The sequence below is a fragment of the Serratia sp. CY44782 genome (assembly GCF_052168715.1).
GTDB classification, from domain to species: Bacteria; Pseudomonadota; Gammaproteobacteria; order Enterobacterales; family Enterobacteriaceae; genus Serratia; species Serratia nevei.
Map to the genome: position 1 here is coordinate 179,926 of NZ_JBJNME010000006.1, position 22,831 is coordinate 202,756.

The 22,831-nt window shown below is 58.2% G+C and carries 21 protein-coding genes; 13 read left to right on the forward strand and 8 right to left on the reverse strand.

Features of this window, described 5'->3' with window-relative positions; all coding sequences use genetic code 11:
- Positions 1 to 2: 2 nt before the first annotated feature.
- Complete coding sequence (locus ACJ8HT_RS13225) at positions 3 to 671, forward strand: fimbria/pilus periplasmic chaperone (RefSeq protein WP_197652146.1); 669 nt, start codon at positions 3 to 5, stop codon at positions 669 to 671.
- On the opposite strand, the gene ACJ8HT_RS13230 is transcribed toward ACJ8HT_RS13225, so the two are convergent.
- On the reverse strand, positions 668 to 2,134 hold the full coding sequence (locus tag ACJ8HT_RS13230) for a sensor histidine kinase (RefSeq protein WP_197652145.1): 1,467 nt from the start codon (positions 2,132 to 2,134) through the stop codon (positions 668 to 670). The genes ACJ8HT_RS13225 and ACJ8HT_RS13230 overlap by 4 nt on opposite strands.
- A gap of 3 nt (positions 2,135 to 2,137) precedes the next feature.
- Complete coding sequence (locus tag ACJ8HT_RS13235) at positions 2,138 to 2,851, reverse strand: response regulator transcription factor (protein WP_047728196.1); 714 nt, start codon at positions 2,849 to 2,851, stop codon at positions 2,138 to 2,140.
- A 150-nt stretch (positions 2,852 to 3,001) separates the two neighbouring features.
- On the opposite strand from ACJ8HT_RS13235, the gene ACJ8HT_RS13240 reads away from it, so the two are divergent.
- The 4 genes from ACJ8HT_RS13240 to ACJ8HT_RS13255 all read left to right on the forward strand — a co-directional run bounded on the left by ACJ8HT_RS13240 (position 3,002) and on the right by ACJ8HT_RS13255 (position 5,286).
- The gene (locus ACJ8HT_RS13240) at positions 3,002 to 3,613 is read left to right on the forward strand and encodes a cytochrome b/b6 domain-containing protein (protein WP_197652144.1); all 612 of its coding nucleotides are present in this window, start codon (positions 3,002 to 3,004) and stop codon (positions 3,611 to 3,613) included.
- 10 nt (positions 3,614 to 3,623) lie between these two features.
- Positions 3,624 to 4,400, forward strand: a complete 777-nt coding sequence (locus ACJ8HT_RS13245; RefSeq protein ID WP_070914007.1) for a molybdopterin-dependent oxidoreductase — start codon at positions 3,624 to 3,626, stop codon at positions 4,398 to 4,400.
- A gap of 59 nt (positions 4,401 to 4,459) precedes the next feature.
- Positions 4,460 to 4,750 (forward strand): pentapeptide MXKDX repeat protein, encoded by a 291-nt coding sequence (locus ACJ8HT_RS13250; RefSeq protein ID WP_049272450.1) that lies wholly within the window; start codon positions 4,460 to 4,462, stop codon positions 4,748 to 4,750.
- Between the two features lie 65 nt (positions 4,751 to 4,815).
- Positions 4,816 to 5,286 (forward strand): YkgB family protein, encoded by a 471-nt coding sequence (locus tag ACJ8HT_RS13255; RefSeq protein WP_197652143.1) that lies wholly within the window; start codon positions 4,816 to 4,818, stop codon positions 5,284 to 5,286.
- Positions 5,287 to 5,330: 44 nt separating this feature from the next.
- Here the strand turns inward: ACJ8HT_RS13255 and ACJ8HT_RS13260 are convergent, their stop codons facing one another.
- The gene (locus ACJ8HT_RS13260) at positions 5,331 to 7,370 is read right to left on the reverse strand and encodes a choline transporter (RefSeq protein ID WP_004939112.1); all 2,040 of its coding nucleotides are present in this window, start codon (positions 7,368 to 7,370) and stop codon (positions 5,331 to 5,333) included.
- Here ACJ8HT_RS13260 and ACJ8HT_RS13265 point away from each other — a divergent pair.
- The 4 genes from ACJ8HT_RS13265 to betA all read left to right on the forward strand — a co-directional run bounded on the left by ACJ8HT_RS13265 (position 7,361) and on the right by betA (position 11,665).
- On the forward strand, positions 7,361 to 7,699 hold the full coding sequence (locus ACJ8HT_RS13265) for a hypothetical protein (protein ID WP_197652358.1): 339 nt from the start codon (positions 7,361 to 7,363) through the stop codon (positions 7,697 to 7,699). The two genes, ACJ8HT_RS13260 and ACJ8HT_RS13265, sit on opposite strands and share 10 nt — an antisense overlap.
- A 71-nt stretch (positions 7,700 to 7,770) precedes the next feature.
- Positions 7,771 to 8,373: a transcriptional regulator BetI gene (betI, locus tag ACJ8HT_RS13270; RefSeq protein ID WP_197652142.1), complete on the forward strand. Its 603-nt coding sequence runs from the start codon at positions 7,771 to 7,773 to the stop codon at positions 8,371 to 8,373.
- Positions 8,374 to 8,387: 14 nt separating this feature from the next.
- Positions 8,388 to 9,860: a betaine-aldehyde dehydrogenase gene (gene betB, locus ACJ8HT_RS13275; RefSeq protein ID WP_197652141.1), complete on the forward strand. Its 1,473-nt coding sequence runs from the start codon at positions 8,388 to 8,390 to the stop codon at positions 9,858 to 9,860.
- 137 nt (positions 9,861 to 9,997) lie between these two features.
- A complete protein-coding gene (gene betA / locus ACJ8HT_RS13280; RefSeq protein ID WP_197652140.1) occupies positions 9,998 to 11,665 on the forward strand; it encodes a choline dehydrogenase in 1,668 nt (555 codons plus the stop codon).
- Between the two features lie 108 nt (positions 11,666 to 11,773).
- Here the strand turns inward: betA and ACJ8HT_RS13285 are convergent, their stop codons facing one another.
- From ACJ8HT_RS13285 to ACJ8HT_RS13295, 3 genes are all read right to left on the reverse strand, one after another.
- On the reverse strand, positions 11,774 to 13,399 hold the full coding sequence (locus ACJ8HT_RS13285) for an FMN-binding glutamate synthase family protein (protein ID WP_049198958.1): 1,626 nt from the start codon (positions 13,397 to 13,399) through the stop codon (positions 11,774 to 11,776).
- A 184-nt stretch (positions 13,400 to 13,583) separates the two neighbouring features.
- Positions 13,584 to 14,174: a LuxR family transcriptional regulator gene (locus tag ACJ8HT_RS13290; RefSeq protein ID WP_049198960.1), complete on the reverse strand. Its 591-nt coding sequence runs from the start codon at positions 14,172 to 14,174 to the stop codon at positions 13,584 to 13,586.
- Between the two features lie 21 nt (positions 14,175 to 14,195).
- The gene (locus ACJ8HT_RS13295) at positions 14,196 to 14,912 is read right to left on the reverse strand and encodes an EAL domain-containing protein (RefSeq protein WP_033637688.1); all 717 of its coding nucleotides are present in this window, start codon (positions 14,910 to 14,912) and stop codon (positions 14,196 to 14,198) included.
- 472 nt (positions 14,913 to 15,384) lie between these two features.
- On the opposite strand from ACJ8HT_RS13295, the gene ACJ8HT_RS13300 reads away from it, so the two are divergent.
- From ACJ8HT_RS13300 to ACJ8HT_RS13315, 4 genes are all read left to right on the forward strand, one after another.
- Positions 15,385 to 15,942 (forward strand): fimbrial protein, encoded by a 558-nt coding sequence (locus ACJ8HT_RS13300; protein WP_041034152.1) that lies wholly within the window; start codon positions 15,385 to 15,387, stop codon positions 15,940 to 15,942.
- An 81-nt stretch (positions 15,943 to 16,023) separates the two neighbouring features.
- Complete coding sequence (locus ACJ8HT_RS13305) at positions 16,024 to 16,752, forward strand: fimbrial biogenesis chaperone (protein WP_154870604.1); 729 nt, start codon at positions 16,024 to 16,026, stop codon at positions 16,750 to 16,752.
- A gap of 75 nt (positions 16,753 to 16,827) precedes the next feature.
- The gene (locus tag ACJ8HT_RS13310; RefSeq protein ID WP_195873594.1) at positions 16,828 to 19,389 is read left to right on the forward strand and encodes a fimbria/pilus outer membrane usher protein; all 2,562 of its coding nucleotides are present in this window, start codon (positions 16,828 to 16,830) and stop codon (positions 19,387 to 19,389) included.
- Positions 19,386 to 20,423, forward strand: coding sequence for a fimbrial protein (locus ACJ8HT_RS13315; protein WP_047568552.1), 1,038 nt, complete (start codon positions 19,386 to 19,388; stop codon positions 20,421 to 20,423). The genes ACJ8HT_RS13310 and ACJ8HT_RS13315 overlap by 4 nt, the downstream gene beginning before the upstream one ends.
- Positions 20,424 to 20,481: 58 nt before the next feature.
- Here ACJ8HT_RS13315 and ACJ8HT_RS13320 read toward each other — a convergent pair whose 3' ends face one another.
- A complete protein-coding gene (locus ACJ8HT_RS13320) occupies positions 20,482 to 20,940 on the reverse strand; it encodes a helix-turn-helix domain-containing protein (protein WP_019454454.1) in 459 nt (152 codons plus the stop codon).
- A gap of 206 nt (positions 20,941 to 21,146) precedes the next feature.
- Positions 21,147 to 22,727 (reverse strand): malate:quinone oxidoreductase, encoded by a 1,581-nt coding sequence (locus tag ACJ8HT_RS13325; RefSeq protein WP_047728189.1) that lies wholly within the window; start codon positions 22,725 to 22,727, stop codon positions 21,147 to 21,149.
- Between the last annotated feature and the right edge of the window lie 104 nt (positions 22,728 to 22,831).

The window sequence follows — 22,831 nt, forward strand, 5'->3', positions numbered from 1 at the left end:
GCGTGAAACTTGTGCTGATAGGGTTGCTGTGTTTGTCCTTCCCCTTTACCGCCGCCGCGATCAATGTCGGTACCCTGACGTTTGCCATGGATCAGGATCGCTCATTCACCGCCAAGCGGGTGTTGAATAACAACCGCGGCGCGCGCCTGTATCAGGTGAGCATTCGCGCCATCGATCGGCCGGGAGAGCGCGAGGTGCGCAGCCGGCCGGCGGACGGCGAGCTGCTGTTCGCGCCACGCCAGCTGACGCTGCAGGCCGGGCAGGCGGAGTACTATAAGTTTTTCTACCGTGGGCCGCAGGATAATCGCGAGCGTTATTACCGGGTATCATTCCGCGAAGTGCCGACCCGATTGTTCGAGCCGGGGCCGCGTCGGGGCGCCGGCGTCAACCTGGAGCCGATCGTGGTGATGGACACCATTCTGGTGGTGCGCCCGCGTCAGGTAAACTTTGCCTATCGGCTCGATACCCAGCTCGGTACGCTCACCAACACCGGCAACACCTACTTCAAGTTCCTGCTCAAGCGGGGCTGCAACAGCACGGATGAAGAGGGCGTCACCGAATATCTGCGCCCCGGCGATACGCTGACCCATGCCGGTATTCGGCTGAAGGGGCAGAAATTCATTATCTATAACGACAAATTTATCAGCGTCGATCGCAGCTGCCTCGATTAACGCGGCGGAATGGCAAAGCGGAAGCAGGCGCCGCTTTGCGCTTGTTCGATCAGCTGAATATCGCTGTCGTGCAGCTGCAGAATGCGTCGCACGATCATCAGGCCCAGTCCGCCGGAAGGGCGCCGGGCGTCGCTCAGGACAGACGGGCGCACGAACAGATCGGCGCGCAGCGTCTGCGGAATGCCGGGGCCGCTGTCGCTGACCTGCACCATCACCCGATCGCCCTGCCGCCACAGCCGCACGCCGATGTCGCCGCCGGGCGGCGTATGGCGAATGGCGTTGTCCAACAGGTTGGTCAGCACCCGCTCAATCATGCTGAGATCGGCGAACACCGGCGGAATGCCGGGGGGAATGTCGGCGTGCAGCCGCTGGTTGCGCGCCTCCGCCGCCAGCTCGAACTTTTGGAACACGTCCTGCAACAGCTCGCTGAGGGAAAAAGGCTCTTTCTGCGGTTTCACCACGCCGTACTCCAGCCGCGCCAGCTCGAACAGCTCCTGTGCCAGCTTGCCTACTTTGCGGCTCTGCGCCAGCGCGATCTCCAGATAGCGCCGCCGATCGGCCTCGCTCAAGGTGGCGGCCTTGACCGACAGCGTCTCCAGATAGCCGTGCAGCGAGGTGAGCGGGGTACGCAGATCGTGCGAGACGTTGGCGATGAACTCACGCCGCAGCCGATCCTGCTGCGCCAGCGTTTGCCACTGTTCGGCAAGGCGCTGCGCCATGCGGTGGAAGGCCTGCTGCAGCTGGCTGACTTCGTCGTGCCCGGCTTGCACCGCCGGCAGCGCCGCGTAGGCCTGCACCGCCTCGATGCCGCCGCTGTCCAGCGTGCTGACCTGCCGGGTCAGGCGACGGATAGGGCGCGTCACCCAATAAAACGCGAAACCGCCGGCCAGCAGGCTGAACAGCACCATCAGCCCGGAGGTCCACAGCGCCATCCTGACCGCCGAGTTGAACTGGGCGTTGCTGGCCAGCGCCGTGTACTCTTCGCCGAGCAGCACCACGTACAGATAGCCTTCGACCCGGCCATCGACCTTAAGCGGCGCGACGCTGAACACCTTGCGCCCGTCCACGCTGCGCGGATCGTCGCCATACACCGGCATCGACGCGCCACCGAGCAGCGCCTGCAGCGGCGGCAACGCGACCCGCTGCCGTTTCAGATGCCCGGCCGGCGCGGCGTTGCCGATAATCTCGCCCTGTTTGTCGAGCAGGTAAACCTCAACGCTGGGATTCACCGCCATCAGCTGATCGAACAGGGTATGCACCGCCTGCGGATCCGGCCCGTTCACCCCCAGCAGCGGGTTGCTGTCGGCAATATGCTGCGCCAGGTTGCCGGACAGGCGCTGGATCACCGCCTGGCTGTACTGGGTACTGCTGCGCACCTGCATCCAGCCGGAAAAGGCGCAGCCGACGACGATCAGCAGCGCGAAGATCAGCGTGAGGCGTTGCGCTAACGTAAGGTTTTTCATGGCTCACTCTTGCGGCGCGGCCGCGAATTTATAGCCCATGCCCCACACAGTGAGGATGCGCTCGGGTTCCGCCGGGTTGCGCTCGATCTTGATGCGCAGCCGGTTGATATGGGTGTTGACGGTGTGCTCATATCCCTCGTGCTGATAGCCCCAGACCTGATTCAACAGGCTCAGGCGCGAGAACACCTGGCCCGGGTGGCGGGCGAAAAAGTACAGCAGGTCGAATTCGCGCGGCGTCAGCTCGACCGGCTGCTGATGCAGGTGCACTTCGCGGGCGATGGGGTCGATGGTCAGATCGTTGAAGCTGAGCACGCCGGCGTCCATGCGCAGGTTGCGGCTCATCGCTTCCTGACGGCGAAACAGCGCCTTGACCCGCGCCACCAGCTCCAGCATGGAGAAGGGCTTGGCCAGATAGTCGTCGGCGCCCAGCTCCAGCCCCAGCACGCGGTGCACCTCGCTGGAGCGCGCGCTGGTGATGATGATCGGCGTGTAGCGCGTCATGGTGCGCGCCCGGCGGCAAATCTCCAATCCGTCCACGCCCGGCAGCATCAGATCGAGGATGAGGGCGTCCCAGCCGCCCTGTTCCAGCATCGCCATGCCCCGGTTGCCGTCGGCGGCGTGGCTGATGGCGTAACCCTCGTCACGCAGGTGCAGCTGCAGCAGTTCGGCGATGTCGCCGTCGTCCTCGACGATCAAAATTCGTTTTGGCTTGTCCATTCTCATTACCGCTGATTGCCCGTTTCTCTCTGAAGTCTACACAACCCCCACCGGCGGAGTTATCACATTTTATTTAACTTTGCGTGAGGTCTTGGGGAACAAATCCGGGGAATACTCGGCTCATCGCCTCATTGGTCGCCAGGAGTTCGCATGAGCCTCACTCTCACCCCGGAACAACGACAGACGGTGCATCCGCTGTGGCTGCGGTTGACGCACTGGCTGAATGCGCTGGCGATGCTGATCATGGTGACCAGCGGCTGGCGCATCTACAACGCCTCGCCGCTGTTCAACTTCAGCTTTCTCAATGAGCTGACGCTCGGCGGGTGGTTGGGCGGCGCGCTGCAGTGGCACTTCGCCGGCATGTGGCTGTTCGGCGTCAACGGGCTGTGCTACCTGCTGATCAACCTGGCCAGCGGGCGTTTCAAACACAAGTATTGGCCGCTCAGCCCACGGCAGTTTCTCGCCGATGCAGGCGCCGCGCTGCGCGGCAGGCTGCAACACGCCGACCTGCGCCACTACAACATGGTGCAACGCGTGGCCTATCTGTCGGTGATGATCCTCGGCGCGTTGAGTGCGCTGTCCGGGCTGGTGCTGTGGAAATCGGTGCAGTTTCCGCTGCTGCGCACGCTGCTCGGCGGCTATGAGGCGGCGCGCTATATCCACTTTTTTGCCATGTCGGCGCTGGTGGCCTTCGTCGCGATTCACCTGGTGATGGTGGCGCTGGTGCCGCGGACGCTGCTGGCCATGCTGCGCGGACGCTAAGGAGTGAATGATGGAAAAGGATAAACAGATCATGACGATCATTGAAGGGCAGGCGATCGTCAAAGAAGCGCAGCGGCTGTTGAGCGCGCCTTCGCGCCGCCGGTTTCTGCGCAACGGCCTGACGCTGGGCGGCATCGCCATGCTCACCGGCTGCGATCTCAGCGATAACGCCAACGTCGAACAGGCGCTGAGCCGCATCTCGCGCTTCAACGATCGGGTACAGGGCTGGCTGTTCAATGGCGATCGCCTGGCGCCGGTCTACCCGGAATCGATGATCACCCGGCCGTTCCCGTTCAACGCTTTCTACGCCGAGGAGGACGCGCCGGACATCAACGGCGACGACTACCGGCTGGAGGTGGCGGGACTGGTGCAGGACAAACGTGCCTGGAGCCTGCCGCAGCTGCACCGGATGGCGCAGGTCAGCCAGGTGACACGCCATATTTGCGTCGAGGGCTGGAGCGCCATCGGCAAGTGGGGCGGCGTGCCGTTCGCGACCTTTCTCAAGGCGATCGGCGCGGATCTGAGCGCCCGCTACGTCAGCTTCAAATGCGCCGACGATTACTACACCAGCATCGACATGGCCACCGCGCTGCACCCGCAGACGATTATTGCGCTGACCTATGACGGCCAGATCTTGCCGCGCAAGTACGGCTACCCGATGAAACTGCGCATGCCGACCAAGCTGGGCTACAAGAACCCAAAACACATTCAGGTGATCGAGGTCACCAACCGCTTCCCGGGCGGTTACTGGGAAGACCAGGGTTACAACTGGTTTGGCGGCAGCTGAGGCGGCCGCCGGCCATTCTCCGGCACTCTGGTGCCTTTGACATGACGGAAGGAAATACCATGAAAAAGTTATTCGCAATGATGATGTGCAGCGCGCTGATGCTGGGCGTGGCCGGCGCCAACGCCGCCGATGGCATGAGCAAAGACGCGATGAAAAAGGACGGCATGAGCCAGATGTCGCACGACGGCATGGCCAAAGACGGCATGAAGAAAGCGTGCATGGGCAAGGAGTGCATGAAGAAAGACAAGATGGGCAAAGACGCCATGAAAAAGGATGGCATGGCGAAAGACGGTATGGCCAAAGACGGCATGAAGAAAGACGAAATGAAGAAGGACGCGATGGGGCACTAAGCCGCCGCACCCCGCGGCCGCAAGCGGGCGATCCGCGGCGGCCGTGGGCAACATAAGGAGAGAGGATGATGCTGGCGACATGGCTGCGGCGCTTTCAGCGCTCGAACGGGGACGTTATCTTTATGCGCGCGGCGCTGGTGGTGATCTTCGCCGCCTTCGGTTACGCCAAGTGGTTTGATTACGAGGCGCAGGGGCTGGTACCGCTGATCGGCAACAGCCCGCTGCTGAGCTGGATGCATCAGGCGTTCGGCATCCGCGGCGCCAGCTATGCGCTGGGCGTCGCCGAGTGGAGCTTCGGCTTGCTGCTGCTGGTGGGATTCTGGTCGCGGCGGCTGGGGTTACTGGGGGCGATCGGTTCGACGGTAACCTACCTGACTACGCTGACGCTGATCTTTTCCACGCCGGGGGCCTGGGAGCCTTCCGCCGGCGGTTTTCCGGCCATGGCCGGCGCCACCAGCTTTTTAATCAAGGATCTGGTGTTGCTGGCCGGTTCCCTGGTGCTGCTGAAAGCCGACTTGCCGGCCGAGCAGGCATAAAAAAGGGCGTAGCCTGGCTACGCCCTCTCGTGATTTATCGACCGTCACATATCCGGGAAGGTCAGGGTGCCCCCCGGTGCTTCGCGATGAATGTGCAGGAAGTTCAGGTGTTTCTCGTACTGGTCGAGGATATCGCCAATCACCTGTTCCTTGCTGTAGTCCATCAGGTCGTTGCCCTGGGTGCCTTCCATCAGGAAGGTTTCCAGCCGGTAGTAGTGCGACTTGCCGGAGCGGGCGCGATAGGTGAAGCCCGGCACCGAGTAGCGCATCGGCCAGATCTGATAGATGAAGTTCTGTTCCTCGCCAAGGTGCACCAGCAGCTCCAAGTGGTTCAGACGCTCGTCTTCGGTCGGCGGTACTTCGCTGAATTCCACTTTCGCGCCGCGCAGCTCCAGCTCACGCGCCACGTCCTGCATCGCCGGGCGGCAAACCTTATCCAACATTTTCTGCGTGTACTGGGTGCCCGGGTAGTTCATCACCCGCGACAGGCGCTGTTTCCAGTTGAGCACGTCGTGGCTGGAGACCGGCACCGGCGCCAGGGTGCTGAGCGCACTGGCCTTGCGGTAGTCTTCCACCCGCAGCGATTTGTACAGCCCGGCCATCACGAAGAAGATCACGAAGCTGAAGGGCAGGCCCATGATCACCGTGGTTTTCTGCAGCGCCGGCACGCCGTCGGTCATCAGCATGCCGATGGTCAGCAGGCCGATGGCCACCGACCAGAAAATCCGCAGCCAGTTTGGCGCATCATTATTGATGTCGGCCAGGCGCGAGGTGAAGTTACCCAGCACCAGCGAGCCGGAGTCCGCCGAAGTGACGTAGAACAGCAGGCCGGTGATGGTGGCCACCGAGGCGCTGAAGGTGAAACCGGGGTATTGCGCCAGCAGGCTGTAGAAGCCGCGCTCCGGGAACTGCATCACTTCCTGCGCAAACTCGGCGTTGCCGTGAATGATCTGGTACAGCGCGCTGTTGCCGAAGATAGACAGCCACAGCAGGGTGAACACGAACGGTATGATCAGCGTGCCGACCACGAACTGGCGAATGGTGCGCCCGCGCGAGATGCGCGCCAGGAACAGACCGACGAACGGCGACCATGCCACCCACCAGGCCCAGAAGAACAGCGTCCAGTTGTTCATCCACTCCACCGGTCGATCGAAGGCGAAGCTGTTGAGCGTCATGCCCATAAAGCGGTTGACGTAATCGCCGACGTTAAGCACCAGGGCGTTGAGCAGGAATTCGGTGTCGCCGAAGAACAGCACGAACAGGATCAGGCCCAGCGCCAGCAGTACGTTCAGCTCGGACAGGATGCGGATGCCCTTGTTGACGCCCGAGGTGACCGAGATGGTGGCCATGATCACCGACAGCAGGATCAGCGATCCCTGCACCGTCAGGTTTTCCGGGATCTCGAACAGCACCTTGAGGCCGTAGTTGAGCTGCACCACGCCGATGCCCAGCGTGGTGGCGATGCCGAAGATGGTGCCGAGCACCGCGGCGATGTCCACGCTGTGGCCGATCGGGCCGTTGATGCGCTTACCGAAGATCGGGTACAACGCCGAGCGGATGGTCAGCGGCAGGTTGTAGCGATAGCTGAAGTAGCCGAGGGCGATACCCATCAGCGCATACATCGACCAGCCGGTCAGGCCGTAGTGGAACAGCGTCCAGACCATCGCCTGGCGCGCGGCTTCCAGCGTTTGCGCGTCGCCTTCCGGCGGCATCATGTATTGGGTCACCGGCTCGGCGACCGAGAAGAACATCAGGTCGATGCCGATGCCGGCGGCGAACAGCATCGCCGCCCAGCTCATCAGGCTGAATTCCGGCTTGGACTGCTCTGGCCCGAGCTTGATCGAACCGAAGCGCGAGGCGGCGATAAACACCACGAACACGATGTACAGCGTCGCCGCCAGCAGGTAGTACCAACCGAAGGTGGTCGACACCCAATTCAGCGTGCGGGTAATCCACTGTCCGGAGAAGTCGGTGAAAAAGATGGTCATCAGCGAGAAGGCCAGGATCAGCCCCGCCGAGGTGAAGAAAACCACAGGGTTGAGGCGGTCCTGCTGCGGTTTGGAGGAGGTTTCGCGTGTTGTCATCGTCATCCTCTGAACTGAGTAAAATCGTGCCGCTCCGTATTCCGTGGCGCGTTAGCGCTGCCGGAATACGGGCGAATGAAGGCGGCGACCATCCCTGCGGGAATGGCCTGAGTAACGCCGCTTTCGCCTGTCAACGAAGCGCCGGAGCGCTTCGCGGCGGGAACCGCTTACAGCCACTGATTTTGGTCAGATTCGTTAATTACCTCACAAAAATCAGCCAGTTCCACAACCAGATAGTACAAATTTTTAACCAGGCGGCAATAAAATATATGCAATTTTTATTGAACGTTCAATCAAAAAAAAGTTTAATAGTCCTCATGATGACCTGAATCACGGGCGAAACGGCAGTGAAATTTGCCCGCTGAGATAAGGCCGAAGTCGGTTTTGTGAGAGTCGAAATATGCCAAAGGTAGGAATGCAGCCAATCAGAAGGCAGCAGTTGATTGATGCCACGCTCGCCGCGGTAAACGAAGTGGGAATGCATGACGCTACCATCGCGCAGATCGCGCGGCGGGCCGGCGTTTCCAACGGCATCATCAGCCATTATTTCAAGGACAAGAACGGCCTGCTGGAAGCCACGATGCGCTATCTGATCAGCCATCTGGGCGAGGCGGTGAAGCTGCGATTGCAGGCGCTGACCGATAACAGCCCGGCGGCGCGGCTGCAGGCTATCGTCGCCGGCAACTTCGACGACAGCCAAATCAACAGCGCGGCGATGAAGACCTGGCTGGCCTTTTGGGCCAGCAGTCTGCACCAACCGCAGCTCAATCGGCTGCAGCAGGTGAACGGCCGCCGGCTCTATTCCAACCTGTGCGCCGAGTTTCGCCGCGTCATGCCGCAGCCGCAGGCGCGGTTGGCGGCCAAGGGGCTGGCGGCGCTGATCGACGGATTGTGGCTGCGCAGCGCGCTGCGCGGCTCGGCGTTCAATCAGTCGCAGGCGCTGGCGCTCACGACCGAATACATCACGTTCCAACTCCGGGGGCAGACGCTGCCCGGAGGATAACCCAAGGAGATCCTATGTCCCGTTTTGGCTTGCAGAAGCTCTATATTCATGGCGCCTATGTAGACAGCACCGCTGGAAAAACCTTCAACGCCATTAACCCGGCGAACGGCGAAGTTCTGGCTGAAGTCCAGTCCGCCGGCGCTGAAGACGTCGATCGTGCGGTGGCCAGCGCGGCCAGCGGGCAGAAGGTGTGGGCGGCGATGACGGCGATGGCGCGTTCGCGCATCCTGCGTCGCGCGGTGGATATTCTGCGCGAGCGCAACGATGAGCTGGCGGCGCTGGAAACGCTGGATACCGGCAAAGCGATGTCGGAAACCACCGCGGTAGACATCGTCACCGGCGCCGACGTGCTGGAGTATTACGCCGGCCTGATCCCGGCCATTGAAGGCGAACAGATCCCGCTGCGCGAAACCTCATTCGTTTACACCCGCCGCGAACCGCTGGGCGTGGTGGCCGGCATCGGCGCTTGGAACTACCCGATTCAAATCGCGCTGTGGAAGTCCGCGCCGGCGCTGGCGGCGGGCAACGCGATGATCTTCAAACCGAGCGAAGTCACGTCGCTGACGGCGCTGAAGCTGGCGGAAATTTACACCGAAGCCGGCTTGCCGGACGGCGTATTCAACGTGGTGACCGGCAGCGGCGCGGAGGTGGGGCAGTACCTGACCGACCATCCGGGCATCGCCAAAGTCTCTTTCACCGGCGGGGTGAAAACCGGCAAGAAGGTGATGGCCAACGCGTCGGGGTCGACGCTGAAGGAAGTCACTATGGAGCTGGGCGGCAAGTCGCCTCTGATTATTTTCGACGACGCCGATCTGGATCGCGCCGCCGACATCGCCATGATGGCCAACTTCTACAGCTCCGGCCAGGTGTGCACCAACGGCACCCGCGTCTTCGTGCCGGCCCCGCTGCAGGCGCAGTTTGAGGCGAAAATCCTCGAGCGCGTGAAGCGCATTCGCTTGGGCGATCCGACCGATCCGCAGACCAACTTCGGGCCGCTGGTCAGCTTCGCGCACATGGAATCGGTGCTGCGCTTTATCGAGAGCGGCAAGAATAGCGGCGCGCGCCTGCTGTGCGGCGGCGAACGCGTCACCCACGGCGAATTCGCCAAGGGCGCTTATGTGGCGCCGACGGTATTCAGCGACTGCCGCGACGACATGGAAATCGTGCGTGAGGAGATCTTCGGGCCGGTGATGAGCATTCTCAGCTACCAGAGCGAAGAGGAAGTGGTGCGCCGCGCCAACGACACCACCTTCGGCCTGGCTGCGGGCGTGGTGACCAACGATCTGGCTCGCGCGCACCGCGTGATCCACCAGCTGGAAGCCGGCATTTGCTGGATCAACACCTGGGGCGAGTCGGCGGCGGAAATGCCGGTCGGCGGCTACAAGCAGTCCGGCGTTGGCCGCGAGAACGGCCTGACGACGCTGGAACACTATACCCAGATCAAATCGGTGCAGGTCGAGCTGGGCGAATACGCCTCGGTATTCTGATCTTCCCGTCGTCTTTCGAGCCGCAGCCGCGTTGACTGCGGCCGACAATCTCTAGAGCGCCAAAATACACAGCCTGTTGCCAAGCCGCGCTGCGCGTCTTTGACTGACCAGGCCTCTATAAAGTAAGGAGATAATGAATGGAATTTGACTACATCATTATCGGTGCCGGTTCCGCCGGCAACGTGTTAGCCACCCGATTGACCGAGGACGCCGACGTCAGCGTCCTGCTGCTGGAAGCCGGCGGCCCGGATTACCGGATGGATTTCCGTACCCAGATGCCGGCCGCGCTGGCGTTTCCGCTGCAGGGCCGCCGCTATAACTGGGCCTATGAGACCGATCCTGAGCCGCACATGAACAATCGCCGGATGGAATGCGGCCGCGGCAAAGGGCTGGGCGGTTCGTCCCTGATCAACGGCATGTGTTACATTCGCGGCAACGCGATGGACTTCGACAACTGGGCCAAGGCACCGGGTCTGGAAGACTGGACCTATCTGGACTGCCTGCCGTATTTCCGCAAGGCGGAAACCCGCGATATCGGCCCGAACGATTACCACGGCGGCGAGGGCCCGGTGAGCGTCACCACGCCGAAAACCGGTAACAACGAACTGTTCCACGCCATGGTGGAAGCCGGGGTGCAGGCGGGTTACCCGCGCACCGACGATTTGAACGGCTACCAGCAAGAAGGCTTCGGCCCGATGGATCGCACCGTGACGCCGAAAGGGCGCCGCGCCAGCACCGCCCGCGGTTATCTGGATCAGGCGCGTTCACGGCCGAACCTGAAAATCGTCACCCATGCGCTGACCGACCATATCGTGTTCGACGGCAAGCGTGCGGTGGGCGTCAACTATTTGCAGGGCGACAGCAATCAACTGACCCACGCCAAAGCGCGGCGCGAAGTGTTGCTGTGCGCCGGCGCCATCGCCTCGCCGCAGATCCTGCAGCGTTCGGGCGTCGGCCCGGCGGCGCTGCTGAACAGCCTGGATATCAAGGTGGTGCACGATCTGCCGGGCGTCGGGGAAAACCTGCAGGATCATCTGGAGATGTACCTGCAGTACGCCTGTAAGAAACCGGTGTCGCTGTACCCGGCGCTGCAATGGTTCAACCAGCCGAAGATCGGCGCGGAATGGCTGTTCAACGGCACCGGCATCGGCGCCAGCAACCAGTTCGAGGCCGGCGGTTTCATCCGCAGCCGCGCAGAGTTCGCCTGGCCGAACATTCAGTATCATTTCCTACCGGTGGCGATTAACTACAACGGCAGCAACGCGGTGAAAGAGCACGGCTTCCAGGCGCACGTCGGCTCGATGCGTTCGCCGAGCCGCGGCCGGGTGCAGGTGAAATCGAAAGATCCGCGCCAGCACCCGAGCATTCTGTTCAACTACATGGCGACCGAGCAGGACTGGCAGGAGTTCCGCGACGCCATTCGCATCACGCGCGAGATCATGGCGCAGCCGGCCCTGGACGAGTACCGCGGCCGCGAGATAAGCCCTGGGCCGGAGGTGCAGACCGACGAGCAGCTGGACGCTTTCGTGCGCGAGCATGCCGAAACCGCCTTCCACCCGTCCTGCTCGTGCAAGATGGGTGAGGATGAAATGGCGGTGGTCGATGGCCAAGGCCGGGTGCACGGCATGGAAGGATTGCGGGTGGTGGATGCGTCGATCATGCCGCTGATCATCACCGGCAACCTGAACGCCACCACCATCATGATCGCCGAGAAGATTGCCGATCGCATTCGTCAGCGCGCGCCGCTGCCGCGCAGCACCGCCGGCTATTACGTCGCCGGCGATGCGCCGGTGCGCAAGCAGTAACCGACACGCCCTCTCGCCGTTGAGGGGGAGGGCCGCTGTAGCAAGCAACCCCTCTCCATATGCTCTTCCCCAAGGCGAGGGGGCAACTCCCTTTTATTCCTTATCCCATCATGCCGCCGGCAGCGAGATCGCCTGATCGAAACTGGTGGGCGTCGCCATGCGCCACATGCGGGCGTAGAACTCGCTTTTGATCTCCGGCTGCAGCAGCGCGCCCGGTTCCAGGTAGTAATAGATATCGGCGTACACTTTGATCTCGGTCGGCGTGATGCGGCGCAGCATATGGTGCGAGGTCAGCTGCTCCGGGCGGCTGACGCCGGCCGCCGCCAGCATGTCCGCCAGCGCTTTCACCGTATTTTGATGGAAGTGATAGACGCGTTCCGCCTTGTTCGGCACCACCAGCGCCTTTTGCCGCAGCGGATCTTGCGTCGCCACGCCGGTCGGGCAGTGGTTGGTGTGGCAGCTTTGCGACTGGATGCAGCCGACGGCGAACATAAAGCCGCGCGCCGAATTCACCCAATCGGCGCCGAGCACCAGCACGCTGGCGATGTCGAATGCGCTGATGATCTTGCCGCTGGCGCCTATCTTGATCTGGTCGCGCAGGCCGCAGCCCACCAGTGTGTTATGTACGAACAGCAGCCCTTCGCGCAGCGGCATGCCCATATAGTTGGAGAGTTCGAGCGGCGCGGCGCCGGTGCCGCCTTCCTTGCCGTCTACCACGATGAAATCCGGCAGGATGCGGGTGTGCAGCATCGCCTTGACGATGGCGACAAACTCCCACGGATGGCCGATGCACAGCTTGAAACCGACCGGCTTGCCGCCCGACAGCTCGCGTAGCTGCTGGATGAAATGCATCATCTCCAGCGGAGTGGTGAAGGCGCTGTGCGAGGCCGGCGAGATGCAATCGACGCCCTCCGGTACACCGCGCGTGGCGGCGATTTCCGCATCCACCTTCTTCGCCGGCAAAATGCCGCCGTGGCCGGGTTTGGCGCCCTGGCTGAGCTTGATTTCAATCATTTTCACCTGCGGGCTTTGTGCCTGTTCGGCAAAGCGCCGCGGATCGAAATGGCCGTCTGCGGTGCGGCAGCCGAAATAGCCGCTGCCCAGCTCCCACACCAGATCGCCGTTGTTTTCACGGTGATAGCGGCTGATGCTGCCCTCACCGGTGTCGTGGTAGAAATTACCCTTGGCCGCACCGAGGTTGAGCGCGCGAATGGCATTGGCGGAGAGCGCGCCGAAGCTCATGGCCGAAATGTTGAAGATCGACGCGGAGTAGGGCTGGCGGCAGTCGGCGCCGCCGATGGTGATGCGGAAACTGGTCGGGTCGGCGGCTTCCACCGGCCGCATGGAGTGGCCGATGCACTCATAGCCGGTTTGATAGACGTCCAGCAGGGTGCCGAACGGCTTGTCGCCCATCTCGTTTTTCGCCCGGCGATACACCAGCGTGCGCTGGGTGCGCGAAAACGGGATCTCTTCATTATCCTGCTCGAGGAAATACTGGCGCAGTTCCGGACGGATGAATTCGAAGAAGAAGCGCAGGCGGCCAATGATTGGGTAGTTGCGGCAGATGGCGTGGCGCTGCTGCGTGAGATCGTAGATACCCAGCACCATCAAGCCACCGCAGGCCAGGGCCGGCAGCCAGAACCACGGATGGTTGCGCATCATGATTAAGAAAACCAGAGTGAGCAAGATGCTCAGCACAAAGCAGGTGTAGCGGCTGAATAAGGACGACTTCATAACATCTCCTGATGTTTATTTTAATCCACACGACATGACTCACGGATAATCCGTGTGCAAATCGTAGCCAACAGGAGAGAATGTTGTGTGTCTGTTGCTGCTTTGTCGCCGGTTGTTACATTAATTTAACCCAGCGAGGAGGGCGGATTGCCGCGCGGCGTACCGCGCAACAAGCCAGGGCAGGTTATTTGCCGGCGACGAAGATGGTGCTCATGCTGCGCAGCCGCAGCTTTTTCATCGCGCTGTATTTCTGCGAGAAGATGGTTTTCGGGTGTGTGCCGCGCTTTTCCGCAATGTGCAGCAGGCTATCGCCGCGCAGCAGATTGAAGATCACGTCGCTTTCCGCCGGGCTGAGCTCGCGGGTTTTCTGCACCTTGATGCCGCCCGGCTCTTTGCTTTCCAGCAGCCGCTGGATTTTTTCCTGCAGCGAATAAAGCGGAATGCGGGTGGAGACCAACTCGACGGAAATCCCCAGGATCGACAACAGTTTCACCACGCGCTCGTCGTCATAAAACACCAGCAGGCGTGTCTTGCTGTTGTACTGCTGGTGCAGGGACACCAGGCTTTCGATCACATTGACGCTCTGTTCCAGGTTTTGCGAGGTGAAAATCAGGGCGATATCGTGCTTGGTGATCTTCTCTGCTTTGGCACCGCCGTGCATGAAATCGGAAAACAGGCGGATATCGTACGCGCCGTAGTGTTTCTTCAGCAGCACCGACAGGCCAACATAGCTGTACTTACACTCACTAATCACAAGAACGTTGTTTTTAGACATAGGGCAAACACCAATACCGAGTTAAAAGTATTCAGCTGTAAGAAGCGAGTTCAAATCCTTGATGCTGGATTCCTTCCACAGCTTTCCCTGCAGTGCGTAATATGGCATTTCATCCAGCCATTTCTTGTGTTCGGGAGTTTCAACTCCTTCGATAATTACCTTGTAATGATTAAGGTAAAAGAAGCGCAGTAACGCGCGCATCAAGCCCTCGCCGCCGGACTTTTTCATGAAATCCCAAAGCAGAAAACGGTCGAGCTTAACGAAGCGGAACTGGCTGTTGTACAACGCGGAAAAACCCGCATAGCCAGAACCAAAATCATCGAGCCAAAATGAATAACTATTCAATGACGGATCGCCGTGCACGCGATCTTTCACCAGCCGGGTTGAATTCTCGCTGATCTCGAAATGAATACAGCGCATAGCGTTAATTCTTTCGGCAAAGTGAGTATTCGCCAGCGATTGCAGGGAATAATCGTCAACATTCAAAGTGGCTATCACTTGGTTTTCATGAAACCAGTGTTTATATTTATCGATCAGATTGATCTGATCCATCAAAATCTCAATCCGAGTGGCACTGTCGGCGTGGCGAAAGAACTGTTCAGGAGAAAAATGGGCATATTCGCTATTAAACGTAAAGCGAGACAGACATTCAACGGCCAGCAATTGTCCCGATTTCGCGAACATTGGCTGAAAAACATAATTAATGCCGTTATTTTTCTCTCTGAAAGAACCGCTCATTTCCCAATCCTTGGATTGATATTTAACTTGTTGATTTTAAATGATTAAAAAGAAAGTTACTCCGAGTTTATTGGTAAATTTCTTATTTAAAACGTCAGGATGGCCGAAGCGTGTCGACAGACCATTTAACGCGTAATTTGTGCCAAAGTCCAAACGTCGCAATCTGTTACTAAATGTAAATATTCGGGATAATATTCTGATTTTCAGGCCTTAATGCAAAATCTTGAACTCTGCAGCTTTCCCAAACACAGATTATTCCTATTCATATGAATCGTCAACATCGATCGATAGGTATCCGCCGATAGTTTATTCCTATCAAGAGGGGCCTTATGAATGTTTTAAACGATTTAACATTAAGAATATGCTTAGTCTATATTTCGTCCGGCAATGGATTCATCGGGCTTCATTCCTGACAAGGAGTAGCATCGCTGAATGTACTTTATAAGCGTATTAATTCATCGAGAGTCTAAATATGAAAATCTCTAAACTGTCTGCTGTATTGGCATTGGCTGTAAGCACCGCTGCTATTTCTTCTTTCTCTGCTCAAGCTGCTGACGGTACTATTACTTTTAACGGTAAAGTGACTGACCAAACTTGTACTATCAGCACCCCAGGCGGTAAAGATTTCACCGTAACTCTGCCAACTGTTTCTGCTTCTACTCTGGCAACTCAGAGCGCAACTGCTGGCCGTACTCCGTTCGCGATCAACCTGACCAAATGCTCTAAAGGCCAGGTAGCTACTTATTTCGAACCGGGCGCTACTGTTGATTTCAATACTGGCCGTCTGAACAACCAGGCGCAGACTGATGCTGCAACTAACGTGCAGATCCAGCTGCTGGGCAGCAACAACCAATTCCTGCCTATCCTGGCTGCTGGTGCTAATGGCGCGCAGAATAACTCCCAGTGGGTTACCGTTGCTAACGAAGGCGACTCTGCTGACCTGAACTACTACGCTGAATATTACGCTACCAACGCTGCCGGCGCTGGTGATGTGACTTCTAGCGTTCAGTACACCATCATTTACCAGTAAGTAATATTTCTTTAAGTAATATTCTTATTCGGGTGGGGGAGTTATACCCCCACCGTTTTCCCTTACCGTAGCGATAAGATAATGAAGAACTCATTTAAAAAATACAGCATATTGCTGAGCGCCATGCTTTTCAGTAGCAGCGTTTTTTCCAGTGTCATTATTAACGGTACTCGTATTATTTATCCGGGAAAGCAACGGGAAGTTACCGTCCAATTATCAAATAATGGTGCTTCACCGGCACTTATTCAGTCTTGGATTGATGAAGGCGACGCAAAAACCACACCAGAAAACAGCAAAGCGCCATTTATCGTTTCACCGCCAATCAGCCGTGTTGAACCGGCTACCGGCCAAGCGCTGCGCGTTTCATTGACCACGGCGAGTTTGCCGCAAGACAAAGAATCCTTGTTCTGGTTGAACGTTCTGGAGATCCCGCCAGCACCAACCGGGGCAAACAATGGCGCACCTGAAAACTTTTTACAGGTGGCATTCCGTACCCGCGTAAAACTGCTGTATCGGCCGACCGGTCTGGCGGGAGAAGCGAATGATGCGCCGGAAAAACTGCAGTGGCGCTTCAGCGCTGCGGGCGTCAGCGTGAAAAACCCAACGCCGTACTATGTATCATTTACCGAGATTAATGCCGTCGTAAACCAAAAGCGTGTGCCGTTGGCCCCGCACGGCGACATGTTGGCTCCCGGACAGGAAAAGACATTGTCCTTCTCCGGCGACAGCGCGCGCATTGCTGACATTGCCTACACCACTATTAATGATTTTGGCGGACGCGTGTCCCGTACTAAGAATAAGCAAAAGTAACTCTTGGAACAGAGCCTCAGGCCCAGAGCAATTTATTTCAGAGGGCGAGCTTAATTTGGTAAAGGAATGCTTGATATGAAAGAGTTACCTATCTCTGCAGCTGTTAAAATGGCGCTGTCCAATTATAAATCGATTCTGCTGTTAACCGGTAGCGCGCTCTGTCTGGCGGCTCCTGCGGCGTCCTGGGCGGAGGGGGCGGCCGATAGCAAAAAGCCGGCGGCACCGGTTGAAGCGACTTTTAACAGCAGCTTCCTGATTGGGGAAGCGCAGGGCGTGGATCTTTCACGATTCCGTGATGGTAACCCGATCTTGGCTGGAAAATATTCGCTCGACGTGTATGTGAACGGCGAGTGGAAAGGCAAAAAAAGTATCGACTTTAAAAACGTGCCGGGGAAAAACAGCGCCGATACCTGTTTTAGCTTACTGTCGTTGGATGAGTTCGGTGTGGATACCTCCACAATGAGCACGGATCCTGCCGTTAATACCGAGACGTGCAAAACGCTGACTCAATGGGTGCCGGAAGCCTATTACCGCTTGGACACAAGTACGCTGCGCATGGATATCAGCATCCCTCAGGCAGCGCTGCGCCGCAGCGCTCGCGGCTATGTCGATCCGCGCTTCTGGGATCGCGGTATTACCGCGGGCAGCCTGTCGTATAACTTCAATGCGTTCAATACCCACAGCTCTGCCAACGGCAGCAACTCCGATTCAACTAATGCATATTTAACGTTGAATGCCGGGTTGAACGTGGCGGGTTGGCAGCTGCGTCACGATTCCAACGTGAACTGGCGTTCTAACGACAGCACCCATTGGCAAAACACCGCGACTTATGCGCAGCGGGCAATGCCGTCTATCCGCGGTATGCTGACGTTGGGCGACAGTTACACCAGCGGTGATTTCTTCAACTCCATCGGTTTTCGCGGCGTGCAGATCGCCACGGACGATCGCATGCTGCCTGATTCATTGAACGGGTATGCGCCGGTTGTGCGTGGCGTCGCGCAAAGCAACGCCCTGGTGGAAGTACGTCAGAATAACCAGCTGATCTACCAAACTACCGTCGCTCCGGGCGAGTTCATCATCAACGACCTCTACCCTACGGGTTACGGCGGCGATCTGAATGTCACCATTAACGAGGCCGACGGCAGCAAACGCCAGTTCAGCGTACCCTATGCTTCGGTAGCGCAGATGCTTCGTCCAGGTATTCAGCGTTATGCCATCACTGCGGGTCGAGTACGCGATGATAATTTAAGCAAGGAACCCGACATGTTCCAGGCGACTTATCAGCGCGGTTTTACCAACATTCTTACGGGATACACAGGCGGGATCGTCAGCGATGGCTATGGTGCAGTGCTGGTGGGCAGCGCGGTCGCGACACCGGTTGGCGCATTTGCGCTGGACGTCACGCAGTCCAATACCCGCTTGAAGCAGGGTGACCAATCGGGCCAGAGCTATAAGCTCAGCTATAGCAAGTTGATGACCGAAACCAACACCAACTTCACGATCGCCGCTTATCGCTATTCGACTTCCGGCTACCTCTCTTTGCAGGATGCCGTCTACTCCCGTGACAATGAGCGCAAGGGTTTAAGCGCAGATGCGGTTAACCGCCAGCGTAGCGAATACCAGCTGACGCTGAACCAAGGGCTGGGCGACAATTACGGTTCCTTGTACATCACCGGTTCGGTACGTGACTACTGGAACCGTGGCGGGAGCACCAAGCAGTACCAGGTGGGCTATAACAACTATTATGGTCGCGTGACCTACGGCCTTTCCGCCATGCGTACTTCGGATATGTACAACCGAGATGAGACTCGCTATTACCTGACACTGTCGATTCCATTCAGCGTCGGTTCGCAAACCCTGAGCCTGAACAGTTCACTGGGCTACACCGACAACGGTTACGACAGCAGCCGTGTGGGCATGAACGGTTCAACCGGCGAAGACAACAACATCAGCTATAGCGCTACGTTAGCCAACGATCGCTCTGGCGGCACCAACAGCAGCGTGAGCGGTGAATACCGTAGCCGTTTCGCCACGATGAACGGGTCCTACAGCTATGGTAAAGATTATCGTCAGTCGTCGATCGGCGCATCGGGCAGCGTGGTTGCCCATAGCGGCGGCGTCACGCTGACACCGCAACGCGGACAGACTATGGTGCTGGTGGAAGCGCCAGACGCCGCTGGCGCGATTGTGACCAACTCGCCAGGCGTTCGTATCGATGACAACGGTTATGCTGTGGTTCCTTATGTTGCACCATATCGCATGACGAGCGTAACGCTCGATCCGAGCGGCATGTCGCGCGATGTTGAATTGGAAAGTAGCAGCCAACAGGTTGCGCCATATGCCGGCGCGGTTGCCCGGCTGGAATTCAAAACAACGAAAGGCCAGGCATTGATCATTCATGCGCTCGGCCCTGATGGCAACGCGCTGCCGTTTGGTGCTGAAGTGCTGGATACCCGTAATCAGGTGGTCGGCATTGTTGGGCAGGGCAGTCGTATCTACTTGCGTACCGAAGCTAAGAAAGGTTTGTTGCAGATTAAGTGGGGCACACAGCCAACGCAGCAGTGCTCTGTCAGCTATAGCGCCAAGGCGCAAAGCAATAATCCTGACTACGAAATTATTGAAGCGAGTTGCAAATGATAAAGTTTACGCGTGTTCCACCGCTGAATAAAGCTTCAGCGAAATGCCTGATGCTGCTCGGACTGCTGATGGCGGGCGGCCAGAGCGCTTATGCCGCCTGTTACGTTAATAATGGCTACAAGGCGCAGGTGATCAACATGAAGCTTGGGCGCGTGCTGGTTACGCCAAGCAGCCAGGTTGGAGACACCTTGGTCACCGGTCAGTTCGCGATTAACCCGGTCTCCGGTTATGGTCGTTGTTATAACGGCGGTAGCGCGATTGGGCAGATCCTCCAGGGCAGCCGGACCAGCTTCAGCAATGTCTGGAGCACCAATATTCCAGGTATCGGGATTCGTTTATACCGTGAAGCGGGGACAATAAGTACTTATTATCCCCACACGTTGGCATTACGGGGTAATACAACCGTCAACCTGAATGGCGGTTACTTTAAGATCGACATTGTGAAAACCGCCGCGCAAACCGGCACTGGCCAACTGGTCCCAGGCAAGTACACGACTTACTATATGGATGGTTCCGGTCAGGGGTTGCCGATGCTGGAATCGATCGTCGACGCCAACAGCCTGACGATCGTGACGTCTACTTGCAACGTGGACAGCGGTTCCAAGAACAAGGTGGTTAATCTGGATACCGTCACTGCAGCTTCGTTTGGCGGCGTAGGTTCAACACAGGGTGAAAAAGCATTTGATATCAATATCAATTGCGTTGGCGGCGTTGGCGAGGATCTGTTGCCAGGCAGTGCGGGACAAGGGATCGTCAATGTGCGTTTTGACTATACGCAGGATGCTTCCAATGCACCTGGGGTGATCAAATCCGAGCCTGGCGCCAACACAGCATCCGGTGTTGCCGTCCAGCTGTTGACCGGCAATACGACCCAGCCGATCAAGAATGGCGATGCGGTCAATGCCGGACGTACCATTCCCAACCAGGCCAATACGTTAACGCTGCCGCTGAAGGCACGCTACTATCGTACCGGTTCGACGATTAAAGGCGGCAATATCAAGTCGACCGCCACCTTTACCATCGAGTACAACTAAGTCGCGTTCCGACGAAAAAGCCAATGGGGTTTATCCATTGGCTTTTTTGCGTTATCGCTTAACGCAGCCCCATCCAACTGGTGCAGACGCCCTCCGGCGGCTTGCCCGCATACCAACGAGGCAGCGTAGGGGCATCGTGGCGCGGTTCGGCCTCCGCCTCTACCGGCTGCGCCGGCCATTCCGCGACGTCCCAGCGGGTGGTGCGGCGATAGACCGCCGGGGTTTTGCCAAACTGTTTCTTGAAGGCGCGTGAGAACGAAGGCTGAGAGTCGAAATGGTATTGCAGGGCGATATCCAGGATCGGGCGTGGGCTGGAACGCAGCGCCTGCGCCGCCTGCGAAAGACGCCGCTCGCGGATATAGCTGCCGAGCGCGTGGCCGGTGGTGCTGCGGAACATGCGCTGCAGGTGCCATTTGGAGTAGCCCGACTTGGCGGCGACGTTATCCAGCAGCAGCGGCTGGTCCAGATGAGTTTCAATCCAGTCTAGTAAATCGTGAATGATATTGACGCGATCCATGGTTTTAGTTCTCCCGCAAAAACGACATTCAGGTCACAGTGACTTAGCTTAATTATCCAAGAATATGCTTTGATAATAGGCGTGAGTGCGCCGTTACGCAAGGGTAAACCGGGGGTAAAAAGGTGACCAAAAATGCTCTTTGAATCGCAGGGGGATAAAAGAAAGGCCGCATAAAGCGGCCTTTTTAGCAGGAAACGAGTGGAAAATCAGTTAGTTTCCGGCTTCACTTCAATGTAGTTCAGACCCAGTACGCTGCTGGTGTAGCCGCGGATCTTGTTGGTCATCTCGATATCGCCGTTCAGCTTGTGGCCGTAGGACGGGATGATCTCTTTCAGCTTGCTCTGCCATTCCGGCGTCGCCACTTTGTCTTTGAACACGGTTTCCATCAGGTGCAGCATGATTGGCGCAGCGGTGGAAGCGCCCGGCGAAGCGCCCAGCAGAGCGGCGATGCTGCCGTCTTCAGAGCTGACGACTTCGGTGCCGAACTGCAGCACGCCGCCTTTATCCGCGTCTTTCTTGATGATCTGTACGCGTTGGCCTGCGGTCCACAGCTTCCAGTCTTCCTGCTTGGCGTCCGGGAAGTACTCTTTCAACGCGGCGAAGCGATCGTCGTCGTTCATCATCAGCTGGCCGACCAGGTATTTCACCAGATCGAAGTTATCCAGACCAACGTGGGTCATCGGCATCAGGTTCGAGGTGCTCAGCGAGTGCATCAGATCGAACAGCGAACCGTTCTTCAGGAACTTGCTGGAGAAGGTGGCGAACGGCCCGAACAGCAGCACGCGCTTGCCGTCCAGCATGCGGGTATCCAGGTGCGGCACGGACATCGGCGGCGAACCTACGCTGGCCAGGCCATACACTTTGGCCAGGTGCTGGTTGGCGATCGCCGGGTTGGTGGTGACCAGGAACTGGCCGCCGACCGGGAAGCCGCCGTAGCCGTCGGCTTCTGGGATGCCGGATTTCTGCAGCAGGGTCAGGGACGCGCCGCCGGCGCCGATGAACACGAACTTGGCGTTAACGGTGGTTTCTTTACCGTCGCGGTTCAGATCGGCAACGGTCACGCTCCAGGTCTGGTCGGCGTTGCGCTTGATGTCGCGCACTTCGTGGCTCAGGTTCAGCTTGAACTTGTCGCTGGTGCTCAGCGCGTCAACCAACTGGTGGGTGATCACGCCGAAGTTAACGTCGGTACCCAGCGGCATGCGGGTCGCGGCGATTTTCTGCGCCGGATCGCGGCCGTTCATCACCAGCGGCGCCCACTGTTTGATTTGCGCAGGATCTTCGGAGTATTCCATGCCGCGGAACAGGGTGCTGTGCTGCAGCGCCGCGTAGCGTTTACGCAGGAAGTTGACGTTGTCGTCACCCCACACGAAGCTCATGTGTGGCACGCTGTTAATGAAGGATTTCGGATCTTTCAGGACAGCGTTCTTCACCTGATAAGACCAGAACTGGCGGGATATTTCGAAAGACTCGTTGACCTTCACCGCCTTGCTGATGTCAATGGTGCCATCGGCTTTTTCCGGCGTGTAGTTCATTTCGCTGAAGGCGGAGTGGCCGGTACCGGCGTTGTTCCAGCCGTTGGAGCTCTCTTCCGCCACGCCGTTCATGCGCTCGTACATGTCGATGGTCCAGGTCGGCTCCAGCTCATGCAGATAGGTACCCAAGGTGGCACTCATGATGCCGCCGCCGATCAACACCACGTCGACGGTTTTATTCTTCTCTTCAGCCGCTGCCTGCTGCGTAACGCTAAACAGGCTGAGACTGAAAATCAGGACGAGTAATTTTCTCATTGAATTAAATCTCTTGTGTGTAAATTCTACTCATTGCAGGTGAAAGAATTTAGCGGGAGTTACCCTGGAAAATAATGAAGCCGACCGCCCGGCGTGAGCCGATA

What these genes read in the sequence shown, in the direction of transcription:
- ACJ8HT_RS13295 (WP_033637688.1), bottom strand. Translation starts at nt 14,912, where the DNA reads ATGAGCGGTTCTTTCAGAGAGAAAAATAACGGCATTAATTATGTTTTT.
- ACJ8HT_RS13315 (WP_047568552.1), top strand. Translation starts at nt 19,386, where the DNA reads ATGATAAAGTTTACGCGTGTTCCACCGCTGAATAAAGCTTCAGCGAAA.
- ACJ8HT_RS13320 (WP_019454454.1), bottom strand. Translation starts at nt 20,940, where the DNA reads ATGGATCGCGTCAATATCATTCACGATTTACTAGACTGGATTGAAACT.
- ACJ8HT_RS13310 (WP_195873594.1), top strand. Translation starts at nt 16,828, where the DNA reads ATGAAAGAGTTACCTATCTCTGCAGCTGTTAAAATGGCGCTGTCCAAT.
- ACJ8HT_RS13255 (WP_197652143.1), top strand. Translation starts at nt 4,816, where the DNA reads ATGATGCTGGCGACATGGCTGCGGCGCTTTCAGCGCTCGAACGGGGAC.
- ACJ8HT_RS13230 (WP_197652145.1), bottom strand. Translation starts at nt 2,134, where the DNA reads ATGAAAAACCTTACGTTAGCGCAACGCCTCACGCTGATCTTCGCGCTG.
- ACJ8HT_RS13240 (WP_197652144.1), top strand. Translation starts at nt 3,002, where the DNA reads ATGAGCCTCACTCTCACCCCGGAACAACGACAGACGGTGCATCCGCTG.
- ACJ8HT_RS13245 (WP_070914007.1), top strand. Translation starts at nt 3,624, where the DNA reads ATGGAAAAGGATAAACAGATCATGACGATCATTGAAGGGCAGGCGATC.
- ACJ8HT_RS13260 (WP_004939112.1), bottom strand. Translation starts at nt 7,370, where the DNA reads ATGACAACACGCGAAACCTCCTCCAAACCGCAGCAGGACCGCCTCAAC.
- ACJ8HT_RS13305 (WP_154870604.1), top strand. Translation starts at nt 16,024, where the DNA reads ATGAAGAACTCATTTAAAAAATACAGCATATTGCTGAGCGCCATGCTT.
- betA (WP_197652140.1), top strand. Translation starts at nt 9,998, where the DNA reads ATGGAATTTGACTACATCATTATCGGTGCCGGTTCCGCCGGCAACGTG.
- ACJ8HT_RS13290 (WP_049198960.1), bottom strand. Translation starts at nt 14,174, where the DNA reads ATGTCTAAAAACAACGTTCTTGTGATTAGTGAGTGTAAGTACAGCTAT.
- ACJ8HT_RS13325 (WP_047728189.1), bottom strand. Translation starts at nt 22,727, where the DNA reads ATGAGAAAATTACTCGTCCTGATTTTCAGTCTCAGCCTGTTTAGCGTT.
- ACJ8HT_RS13285 (WP_049198958.1), bottom strand. Translation starts at nt 13,399, where the DNA reads ATGAAGTCGTCCTTATTCAGCCGCTACACCTGCTTTGTGCTGAGCATC.
- ACJ8HT_RS13300 (WP_041034152.1), top strand. Translation starts at nt 15,385, where the DNA reads ATGAAAATCTCTAAACTGTCTGCTGTATTGGCATTGGCTGTAAGCACC.
- betB (WP_197652141.1), top strand. Translation starts at nt 8,388, where the DNA reads ATGTCCCGTTTTGGCTTGCAGAAGCTCTATATTCATGGCGCCTATGTA.
- ACJ8HT_RS13235 (WP_047728196.1), bottom strand. Translation starts at nt 2,851, where the DNA reads ATGGACAAGCCAAAACGAATTTTGATCGTCGAGGACGACGGCGACATC.
- ACJ8HT_RS13250 (WP_049272450.1), top strand. Translation starts at nt 4,460, where the DNA reads ATGAAAAAGTTATTCGCAATGATGATGTGCAGCGCGCTGATGCTGGGC.
- betI (WP_197652142.1), top strand. Translation starts at nt 7,771, where the DNA reads ATGCCAAAGGTAGGAATGCAGCCAATCAGAAGGCAGCAGTTGATTGAT.